The organism is Bellilinea sp. (assembly GCF_034432615.1).
Taxonomy (GTDB): Bacteria; Chloroflexota; Anaerolineae; order Anaerolineales; family Anaerolineaceae; genus Bellilinea.
Genome location: NZ_DAOUBL010000040.1, coordinates 1 through 10841 on the forward strand (window position 1 = coordinate 1; position 10841 = coordinate 10841).

Genomic DNA, 10841 nt, shown 5'->3' on the forward strand with positions numbered 1-10841 from the left:
ACGGCTACTGGGAAGACATTGGGACGATTCGTTCCTTTTATGAAACCAACCTGGCGCTGGCAAAACCCGACTCGCCTTTCAACTTCTACGACCCAAAGCGGCCGATTTACTCCCACCCGCGCTTTCTGCCCGGATCGCTGATCGAAAACAGCCGCCTGGAAAACGTGTTGATTGCAGAAGGCTGCTGCGTGAAAAATGCCGAGATTGTTAACTCGGTGATTGGCTTGCGCAGTCAGATTCGCTCTGGTGTGCGCATTTCCAATTCCATCATCATGGGCGCAGATTATTATGACACAACCAGCTGCAGTGACACCGATTCAAGCGGGACGGGGTTAATCCCTATAGGCATTGGACGGAACAGTCAGATCAACGGCGCCATCATTGACAAAAATGCCCGCCTCGGTGAGAATGTGGTCATACAGCCTTTCCCGGTCGGTCAGGATTTGGACGGGGATGGTTGGGTCGTCCGCGATGGGATTGTGGTGATTCCCAAAGACGTCGTAATCCCATCCGGCACCCGCATTACTCCCTGAACCCGTCGTTTCAACCATTCTGACTGCCCGCAATCGCCGGTGAGGCAAACAGCATTCCCACCCCATCATGGCTTTCTCAAAGTTCCTTGACAATTCTAAAACTTTGTATCAAAACTTGAATTGCGGCAAAACGAACCCCCACCCACCTCCCCCAATATCTCCAAAGCGATATTGGGGAGGCGCAGGAGGGGGCAAAATCGCTCGATTTGACGCATCAGTGGATTATTCCGAATAGACATCAGTCAGTGCCCCCGGCTGCTGTTTGACTGTTTTTGACTTTGAGAAAGCCATGCCCACCCCATCCCATTGGAGTGTATTTCTGCATGGCTAATCGCACACTTGAAATCCCCGTTGCTTCTCCTGCTGAGCGCGACCTGAAAATTGCCTGGCACAGCCTGGAAAGTGAAAAAGTTCTCGAAGAACTGCACACCCACCCGCAAAGCGGATTGACCAGTGAGGAAGCCGCCCGACGGCTGGCACAATATGGTGCTAACCAGCTTGCCGAAGCCCCCCGCCGCACCTTTTTCCAGCTGGTCATCGGGCAGTTGAATAACTTTGTGGTCATCCTGCTGATTGCTGCTGCGCTGATTTCGGCAGTGGTATCTTACATCGAAAACGAACCCTTCATCGAATCGGCGGCGATCCTGGCAATTGTCATTCTCAACGCCGTGCTGGGCGTCATTCAGGAAAGCCGCGCCGAGCAGTCGCTGGCTGCCCTGAAAAAACTGGCTGCTCCCGATGCACTGGTGCTGCGCGACGGGCGGCGGGTTTCCCTGCCATCCACTCAACTGGTGCCGGGTGATATTGTCTTTCTGGAAGCCGGCAACTTTGTACCGGCCGATATCCGCCTGCTGGAAACGGTCAATCTGCGCATCGAAGAAGCCGCCCTGACCGGCGAATCCGTGCCGGTGGAGAAAAATGCTGCCCTGCTGCTCAACGCCGATTCGGCAATTGGCGACCGCAAAAACACGGCCTTCATGGGCACGACCGTGATTTACGGGCGAGGACGCGGCGTGGTGGTCAGCACCGGCATGCGCACTCAGCTGGGGATGATTGCCGGTATGCTGCAATCGGTCGAACAGGAAGAAACCCCCTTACAAAGACGGCTGGATCAGCTGGGCAAAACCCTGGGCTGGGCGGCCCTGGTCATCTGCGCGCTGGTCTTCCTGGCCGGCATCCTGCAAGGTGGGGATGTGCTGGAAATGTTCATGATTGCCGTCAGTCTGGCGATTGCAGCCGTACCGGAAGGGCTGCCTGCCATTGTGACCATTTCACTGGCGCTGGGCATGCGCGAAATGGTGCGCCGCAACGCCCTCATCCGGCGGCTTTCCTCGGTAGAAACGCTCGGCTCGACCACCGTCATCTGCTCCGACAAAACCGGCACGCTGACCCAAAACGCCATGACCGTCACACACATCTGGGTTGACGGAAAAATGTATCAGGTCAGCGGCAGCGGCTACAGCGCCGAAGGCGAGTTTCACCTGAATGGCGAAACCATCAACCCGCAGCAGCATCCTGCGCTGCTGACCGCTCTATGGGTGGCCACGCTCAACAACGACGCTGTGCTGGAACGTCTGGAGGGTTCCAACGGACACGCTTCCTTCCGCATCGTCGGCGACCCAACCGAAGGGGCGCTGCTCATCGCCGCTGCCAAAGCGGGCGCAATCCCCGAAGAGCTGCACCGCTCCTACCCGCGCGAACAGGAGATTCCTTTCGACTCCGAGCGCAAGCGCATGGTCACCATTCATCAAATTTGCGACCCGCACCGCGAGGACATTTCCCCGCTGGATGAAAAAGCCGACCGCCGTCAGCACCTGATTGAGGTCAAAGGTGCACCAGATGTGGTGCTGGAACTGTGCCGCTATTACCAGACCAGCGAGGACTGCCCCGCCGTGCTGGACGAGGCAAGCCGCCGCCAGATTCTGGCTGCCAACGACCAGCTGACTCAGCAGGCTTTGCGCGTGTTGGGCGTGGCATACCGCATCGTTTCGGTGCTGCCGGAAGAAATCAACGCGCCCGAACTGGAAAAAGATTTGATTTTCGCCGGTCTGATCGGCATGATTGACCCGGCGCGTGAAGAAGTGCGCCCGGCGCTGGAAAAAGCCCGACGCGCCGGTGTGCGCACCATTATGATCACCGGCGACTATCCCAACACGGCCCGCGCAATCGCCGAAAGTATTGGCTTGCTGCGCCCCCAACATCAGGTGCTGACCGGCGCTCAACTGAGTGAAATGGACGAATCTGCTTTACAGCGCGAAGTGCCGCGCACCGATGTATTTGCCCGTGTTTCGCCGGAACACAAAAAACGCATCGTGGATGCGCTCAAAGCCAACGGCGAAGTGGTTGCCATGACCGGTGACGGCGTCAACGATGCACCGGCCATCAAACGCGCCGATATCGGCATTTCGATGGGCATCACCGGCACCGATGTGGCCAAAGAAACCGCCGACATGGTGCTGACCGATGACAATTACGCCAGCATTGTTTCGGCTATCGAGCAGGGACGCATCATTTACTCGAATATCCGTAAGTTCGTCTATTACCTGATTTCCTGCAATCTGGCGGAAATCATGATCATCTTTTTGCCAACCGCTTTTGGAAAATTTCTGTTCCCCTACGCCGGCGAACGGGTGCTTTCGCCGCTCACCCCCATTCAATTGCTGTGGCTGAACCTGATCACCGACGGCGCGCCGGCGCTGGCGCTGGGCACCGAAAAAGGCGACCCGGACATCATGGATCAGCCGCCGCGCCCGCCACAAGAACCGATCATCAACCGTTCAATGCGCTGGGGGGTACTGGTGCAGACTCTGGCCATCACCGCCGCTACCCTGACGGCTTTCGGTTTGGGTTTGCGCTACGATCCGGCTTCGGCAGAAACGATGGCGTTCCTCACCCTTTCGCTTTCGGAATTACTGCGCGCCTATACGGCTCGCTCCGAGCGTTATCCGCTGCTCAAAATTGGGGTTTTCAGCAATCCCTGGATGAACCGGGCTGTGCTGTTTTCGCTCTTCCTTTTACTGATGGTGGTCTATGTGCCGTTTTTCAATCCTATCTTCAATACCGTACCGCTCAGTTGGGAAAACTGGCGCATCATCCTGCCGTTGTTGCTCATTCCTTCCCTTGCTGCGGAACTGGCAAAATACTGGATAACCCACCGTACTCAAAAAGCTGCTCCCTGAAACCGGGCGGAGAGGAAAACTGCACCATTAAATAAACTCGGGCGATCATTTGTTGTACGCTATCGTGGGTGCAGGATAAGCGCAAAACCTGCGCAACAGCAAAGTGAACCCCCTCCCGCCTCCCCCAATATCGCTTTGGCGATATTGGGGGAGGCGCAGGAGGGGGCCAAAAACTCCAAAGTAGATGCGAAAAAGATTTATTCCAAACAGACGTTACGCTATTTCAGCGTAATGATGATCAGCGCATCCAGCGACTAGCGCCCTGCACCACCATACCGGCCCCCAGCATCAGCAAGCCAAGGTAGGTGAACAGTGTTTTCAGCAATGCCTGCACGGGCGGAATCAGCGTGCCGCCGGTGACCGGGATCAACACGGTGGTTGAAGGCGGCGGGGGCGCCAGCGTAGCGGGCGGGGGAGGCTGATCGGTGGGTTCAGGGGTTAGCGTTCCCTCTGCCGGCGGGGTATCCACCGGGGTACGCACCACACTTGTGGCGGTAATTTCAACCGTTTCCTGCGGGGTGGGTGTCACCGGCGTGGGGGTGGGATCTTCGGTATCCTGCGGGGTGGGCGTCACCGGCGTGGGGGTGGGGTCTTCGGTATCCTGTGGGGTAGGTGTTACCGGCGTGGGGGTGGGTTCTTCGGTGTCCTGCGGGGTGGGCGTCACCGGTGTGGGGGTGGGTTCCTCGGTGTCCTGCGGGGTGGGGGTGAAGGTAAAGGTTGCCGTGGGGGTTACCGGCGTATTGGTCGGCGTAAAGGTAAAGGTTGCCGTCGGTGTAACCGGCGTATTGGTCGGCGTAAAGGTAAAGGTCGCGGTGGGGGTTACCGGCGTGTTGGTAGGGGTAAAGGTAAAAGTCGGTGTCGGGGTGGGCAGGCGGCACTCATCGGCATCCTTAAAGGGCCGGCACTGACCGGAGAAAATCACCGGCTCATTCCCCACGTAATCCGGCCGCTGCTGGGCACGAAAAACAAAATTGCCCAGCGGGTAACCCACCGGCGGGTTGCTGACCGAAAGCGGGTTGAAACTCAACACGGCGCACTGCCCGGCTGGCAGCACCGGCACAATCCCGCTGTGCACCACTACGCCGGTTCTGGCACTGCCGCTGGCCTTCCACAACACCTGAAAAGTGGTCGTGCCCTGCATGTTGGCGCCATTGTTGCAGATGGTGGCTTGAATAACCTCGCAATTCCCGCTGCATCCATTGGTGAATGCCAGCTCGCTGCCGTCCCAATCCGCCTGTACCGGCAGCACCACCACATTCAGCAGCAAGCCGGCAATCAAGAAGAAGACACCCAGGCTATATAACACCATCCACAACCGCCGATTTTTTTGCCTCGTCATACCGTTGTCCATCGGTTTTCCTCCATAAATCTCTTCTTGATGATGCCCAAAAAGGGTGTTGCTCATGACCGGTATTGAATAAAAACGCCCCGCTGCGGGGCCGATTTCTTTATGGGCTCCCCGAAAGCCGACCCGCAAATTTTGCGGGCAAAACGGCCAGCTGCGGACTCCCGGATCATCACCAGCAAAACATCATTAATAATTTTTGCAAAAGTAATAATTTTTTACTATTTATATCTAAATTATAACGACAGAAAGTTCAAAGTCAATAGAAACTCATTCGAAATATGCTGTGAGCGGCTGCTTATAAGGAATTTCTAAAACTTTTTCCCTCTCGCACACCGGTTTACACGCCGAAATATGCCCGCAGATATGACCGGCGTCACATCCATTTCAAACGCGGCAATGGTATCAAGAAGGTGATCCAATCGTTGATTTGAGAGGGAGGTATGACCAAACCGACCATCGCTTTGTTTGGCGCATCCGGCACAATGGGTTTTCAGGCGTTTCAAGAATTGTGGCGCAGGCGTGAACGCTTCAATCTTGCCCTGCTCGCCCTACCCGAAGATCAGAAAACGGGTATATTTGACCCCTACCTGCGGCAGGCCGGCGCTCCCCGCCTGCGCGGCAGGGGCATCGCCGAGGGGAAGGGACTGAAAATCGTCTGGGGGGATGCCACCCGCTACGAAGATGTAGCCGAAGTCATCCGCGGCGCCGACCGGGTGTTGAACGCCATGGCCTACATCTCACCGATGGCCGACTACAACCCGGAACAGGCGCGCCGGGTCAATGTCGAGGCGGTTTCTCACATCCTGCGCGCCATTCAAAGTGAGCCGGGCGGGGCCGAACGCATTGCATACGTTCATACCGGTTCGGTGGCGCAAACCGGCAACCGCCCGCCGGGTTTCCATGTCGGGCGGGTAGGCGACCCGCACAAGCCGGCCGTTTTCGACTACTACGCCCTCACCAAAATCGAAGGCGAGCGGCTGGTGCTGGAGTCGGGCTTACGCTACTGGGCATCCCTGCGCATGTCCTTCATCCTTCCCACCCGCTTTGCCGAACTCATCAGCCTGTTCGACCCGATTCTCTTTCACCTTCCGTTAAACACCTGCATGGAAAATATCACCGATCGGGATGCCGGTTACGGTCTGGCGAACTGCGCCGAGATCCCCCTGCAATCCGATTTCTGGTGGCGGGTGTATAACATGGGCGGCGGCCAGGCCATGCGGCTGAGCGCGTATCAGTTCCTGCAAATGATTTATGGGATGTTCGGCCTGCGTCTGGAAGCCTGCACCGAACGCAACTGGTTTGCCCTGCGCAATTTTCACCTGCAGTTCTACGAGGATGGGTGGATTTTGAATGAATACCTGCACCACCAGCGCGATTCACTGGCTGATTTTCGTCAGGCAATTCTGGCAAGTATGCCGCTGCCGTTGAAAACGCTGCGCGCGCTGGCGCTGCGTCTGCCTCCTGTGCGCCGCTGGATGGAAGGTGTCTTATACCGCTGGCAGCGGCGGATGGTGGAAACCCATCCCAACAGTCCTTATTCATGGGTGAAGAGCGGCAACCTGTGGCGCATCCGCGCCTTCTTCAAATCCATGGAGGATTTTCTCGCCATCCCCAACTGGAACACCGCCCTCGATGATGCGCCGCCTGCGGACTACCGGCGGCTCAGCCACGGTTATGATGAGCAAAAGCCGCACCTGACCGCGGCAGATCTGCATGGGGCAGCCGCCTTTCGCGGCGGAGCGCTGCTTTCCACCGACTGGCAGGAGGACTGCTACCAGCCGCTGGGCTGGCGCTGCGCCTTTGGACATGAGTTCAGCGCCCGCCCTTACAGCGTGCTGAAAGCCGGGCACTGGTGCCCAACCTGCACGGCGCACTGGAACGGCGACCAGCAGGCGCGCCGCAATCCGTTTTTTGCGCAGGTGTGGTACGCCGATCACGACCCGCAGGAAGATTACGCCTATCCGCTGGAAAATATCCGCGATGTTGAAGCAGCCCATCTGCCGGCGCGCAAGAGAAAGCAGAAAGCGGGTCTGCGCCCCGCCTCTCCGCAAAGTTGAGGCCGACATTTCATCTGCCTTGCAAATATCATCCGCAGCCAGATTTCACATTGACCTCGGCGGTTAAAATATGGTATGCTTCTTGCACTGCTGTTCGTATGTATTCCACCTTTGCTGAACAGGTCAACCACCACCCTGACGGATGAAAAAGACGCTTTCCACCCAGTCCATTGCCCGGGGGTTGATTCTTTTCATCTTGATTTTTGGTCTGCTGCTGCCGGCGGCCGGGGTATGGGGGCAGGAAGAAACCCCGCCGCTTTATCTGCCGCTGGTGCTGCGCGACTACCCTCCGACCCCCACGCCCACCCCCAAACCGCTGCTGCCCCCACTCAGCACAGCCACCCACACGCCGGAAATCGCTTTTACCCCGCAAAATTTTCTGTTTTTACCGTTGGTTGCCCGCTACGACCTGCCGCCGGCGCCGCTTTATGCAACCAGCATCTATATTCAAAACCCCACCAGCAGTGAATTCTACAATTTTGGCTGCGCGCAAGGGCTGCGCGACCAGAACCTGCCCGGTCAGCAGGATAATCTGGTGGTGCTGGCTTTCGGCCAGATGTGGAAGGTGGGCAGCCAGTATACCCTGCGCACCTATACCAACCCCAATACCGGCACGCGCACCAACCTGACCTTCGCCGAGGTGGAGAATCTGGCGCGCCAGTACCTGCAGGGCTACCTGAGCTGCAGCGACGGCGAGTCGTTGCTGGCGTTGGGCATTGGCAGTAACAATTACAATGATATGAATATTGACAACGATCGCGACAAGTTCTCGCCCGATCAGGCAACGCTGCGCCAGACCGCCTATGCCTTCGGCCAGCGCTTTGCGGATACCACCTACAATCTGAACGAGTGGATTCGCGCCAGCGGCTACGCCGGCCGCCTGTGGGTGATGGGCGCGCTGGATATCGAGTGGGACAGTCGCGAACTGGATAAACAAACTGGTAAATACTACTACTGGTGGAACACGCCGTATGTCACCGGCGGCTGGGTGGAGGGCTTCAACGCCAACAGCCGCGGGCGCGAGCTCTACCTCAACTACGGCGCCTGCGTCGGCTGCCCGACCAGTCCCAGACTGGATTGGGTATTTTCAACCACACGGGATGCCAACAATGTGGTCATGGACTGGAGTCAGGGGGATGTGTATTATGTTTCGTGGGGCGCGCCGCCCGCCCTGCCGCTGCCGGAAATCTACCGCAACGACGGCTATCTGGCGCGCCAGTGGCAGGCGGTCAGCCTGTACGGCGCGCTCTACAAAGGCGGCAAGATGACCTTTGCCGGGGCGATGACCCAGTACCAGTCCTGTCAGCAGCGCCGTACTGCGGAATGCGCCACGCTCGACAATACCCCGGATGAGGGCTGGTCGCAGCTGTACTACTGGTTGAATCAAGACCCGCGCACCGCCCAGCAGGTTTTGCGCTGGGTGACCGACATCCGCTGGCAGATTCGCTAACGGGTGCAGCGAGGAGGACAGGATGAAACCCCCCATGAGAAAAACAATCCTTTGGCTGGCCGCGCTGACCGGTGCGCTGCTGCTGGTGGGCGGCGGCATCCTTTCCGTAAGCGGCCAGTCCAACCCGCCGCAAAACGAAGGCGGCTGGCTTTCGGCGCTGCTCGAAGAGGTGGACGAACGCCTCCGCAGCGCCGCCAACCCCACCGAGCAGGCCCTGCTAGAGGACAAACGCAGCCGGCTGGAACAGGTGCAGCAGGCGCGCCAGGAATCCATCCTGCTGGCAGCCCCAACCCTGACGCTGGGCGTCTGCCCGCCGCCCGAACCGACACCCAACCCCGACGACCTGCCGCAGGGCATTTTTGAACTGGACGGGGAAGGCGATTATCAGGACATAGACCTGATGGCGGTCAACGGCTGGCGCGGGCGGGTCAACGGCAACGAGGTCACCGCGCTGGCCGGCTGGCGTTTTTCCAACCCGGCGGAAGGGTTGCTGGTCGTGTTCACCGTCAACGCCCCGTTTCAGGAAGAACCCGCTCCCCAGCAGGGCGGGGCGTTGCGCATCCTCTCCGCGGATGGAAATCGTCTGACCCTCAGCGATGAACAGGGCAGCCTGTACTACTACGATCTGGCGGCGCGGCGCTGGCTCAGCCGGGCGGATGAAGTCGTCCCCACCCTGCCGCCCCTGCCGACCTATACACTGGCCGCCGTCCCCTGCCCGTAAGGGCAGCCTTTGGTATCCATCTCAGGGCAGTGGCATTACAAGCCGTCAGCGCATCCAGCGCGTACTCCGCCTGCCGCTTCGTCCAGGGCGAGAACGCGTTTTGTGTCCTGGGTTAAATCTCTCGGCAAATCCAGCGCCGGCTTGTTTGCAGCGGACTCAAAAATTAACCCAAAGGCGCAAAGACGCAGGGAAGAAAAAAGAGGTTCCTTTGCGTCTTTGCGTCTTGGCGATCAATCTTTTTTCACCTTGTTAAGCCATGTCACTCCCCGCGCAGCGGCATACATCCGTGCTGACGGGAATCGTCCACTCCTGCACCTCCCCCAAAATCGGCACAGCGATTTTGGGGAGGCGAAGGGGTGCAACCGGAGATTGCCGCACCCGCTCAAAAGGTCATCCCTTCTCCTTTGCCTTTTGAAATACGATTGTCCCGGGTTACCTTGTAAAGCCCTCTTCCGGTCTGTATAATACAATTGATGACCCCCACAGTATTGAAAATTGGTTCATTTCGTTTTTTCTTCTATTCAGGCGATTTTCAGGAACCCCCTCACATCCATGTTGAACGGGACCAGTGTACTGCCAAAATCTGGCTTCATCCGGTCAGATTGGATCACAATCGGGGTTTTCGCGCCCACGAAATTCGCGAAATTTTGAGTCTGGTAGAAACCCATCAAGAACAATTTTTGGAGGCCTGGAATGACTATTTCTCGGACTGACCTGAAGTCAGCGGCTATACAGGCAGTGCGTTTTGAACCTGATTTTTTGATTGTGGATTTACAGGACGGCCGAACGATCTACATCCCGCTGGCATGGTATCCCCGCCTGTTTCATGCAACCCAACCGGAGCGGGAACATTTCCGCCTGATAGGCTCCGGAGAAGGCATCCATTGGCCGGATTTGGACGAGGACATCAGCCTCGAACATCTCATTTTGGGCATTCCCTCAGGCGAGAGCCAAACTTCCCTGCAAAAGTGGCTTGAAAAAAGGCAAAAGACCGGCTGACCAGAACAATCCCGGCTTTATTCCGTCGTCCCTTACCTTCACTGCCGGCGGGTGTTGTAAAAACGGCCGGGGGTAAACATTGAACCACGCGGGGAGGCGCTGCCGCCGCTGTATCCGCCGATCAAATCGAGGAACGCCTCAACCACCTCCGCCTGAAAGTGACGGTTGGACTGGTAGCGCAGATAATCCACCACCTGATGGGGCTGCCACGCCGAGCGGTAGGGGCGGTTGGAATTGAGCGCATCCCAAACATCCACCACCGTAAAAATGCGCGCGCTGAGCGGAATTTCTTCCCCCCGCAGCCGGCGCGGATAGCCGCTGCCGTCCCACTTTTCATGATGGCAGTAGGGTATATCCAGCAGGTCGTAAAAATGAGGGATTGGGCTGAGCAGTTCGTAGGCATACACCGGATGACGGCGCATCACCTGCCATTCGCCCTCATCCAGCGGGCCGGGTTTGAGCAGAATCGCATCCGGGATGCCGATTTTGCCCACATCGTGCAGCTGTGCGCCGCGCCGCAGCCGCACCAGTTCCGGATGAGAAAGCCCCAGCCG

8 protein-coding genes and 1 pseudogene are annotated in these 10841 nt (G+C 57.9%); 7 read left to right on the top strand and 2 right to left on the bottom strand.

Going from position 1 to position 10841, the window contains the following annotated elements:
• Positions 1-533: pseudogene (glgC, locus tag VAE48_RS01725) on the top strand (glucose-1-phosphate adenylyltransferase); the annotation flags it as partial.
• 323 nt (positions 534-856) lie between these two features.
• A complete protein-coding gene (locus tag VAE48_RS01730) occupies positions 857-3712 on the top strand; it encodes a cation-translocating P-type ATPase (RefSeq protein WP_322791583.1) in 2856 nt (951 codons plus the stop codon).
• Between the two features lie 238 nt (positions 3713-3950).
• Here VAE48_RS01730 and VAE48_RS01735 read toward each other — a convergent pair whose 3' ends face one another.
• On the bottom strand, positions 3951-5051 hold the full coding sequence (locus VAE48_RS01735; protein WP_322791584.1) for a hypothetical protein: 1101 nt from the start codon (positions 5049-5051) through the stop codon (positions 3951-3953).
• Positions 5052-5500: 449 nt separating this feature from the next.
• Between VAE48_RS01735 and VAE48_RS01740 the strand changes: the two genes are divergently transcribed.
• The 5 genes from VAE48_RS01740 to VAE48_RS01760 all read left to right on the top strand — a co-directional run bounded on the left by VAE48_RS01740 (position 5501) and on the right by VAE48_RS01760 (position 10287).
• Positions 5501-7117, top strand: coding sequence for an NAD(P)-dependent oxidoreductase (locus VAE48_RS01740; RefSeq protein WP_322791585.1), 1617 nt, complete (start codon positions 5501-5503; stop codon positions 7115-7117).
• Positions 7118-7259: 142 nt separating this feature from the next.
• Positions 7260-8567 carry a hypothetical protein gene (locus tag VAE48_RS01745; protein ID WP_322791586.1) on the top strand — a complete coding sequence of 436 codons (1308 nt, stop codon included), beginning with the start codon at positions 7260-7262 and terminating at the stop codon, positions 8565-8567.
• A 34-nt stretch (positions 8568-8601) separates the two neighbouring features.
• A complete protein-coding gene (locus VAE48_RS01750; RefSeq protein WP_322791587.1) occupies positions 8602-9288 on the top strand; it encodes a hypothetical protein in 687 nt (228 codons plus the stop codon).
• A 473-nt stretch (positions 9289-9761) separates the two neighbouring features.
• The gene (locus tag VAE48_RS01755; RefSeq protein ID WP_322791588.1) at positions 9762-10001 is read left to right on the top strand and encodes a DUF4160 domain-containing protein; all 240 of its coding nucleotides are present in this window, start codon (positions 9762-9764) and stop codon (positions 9999-10001) included.
• Positions 9982-10287 (top strand): DUF2442 domain-containing protein, encoded by a 306-nt coding sequence (locus VAE48_RS01760; protein WP_322791589.1) that lies wholly within the window; start codon positions 9982-9984, stop codon positions 10285-10287. The genes VAE48_RS01755 and VAE48_RS01760 overlap by 20 nt, the downstream gene beginning before the upstream one ends.
• A gap of 38 nt (positions 10288-10325) precedes the next feature.
• On the opposite strand, the gene VAE48_RS01765 is transcribed toward VAE48_RS01760, so the two are convergent.
• Positions 10326-10841: HD-GYP domain-containing protein (locus VAE48_RS01765; RefSeq protein ID WP_322791590.1), on the bottom strand; the 516-nt coding region annotated here is incomplete at its 5' end.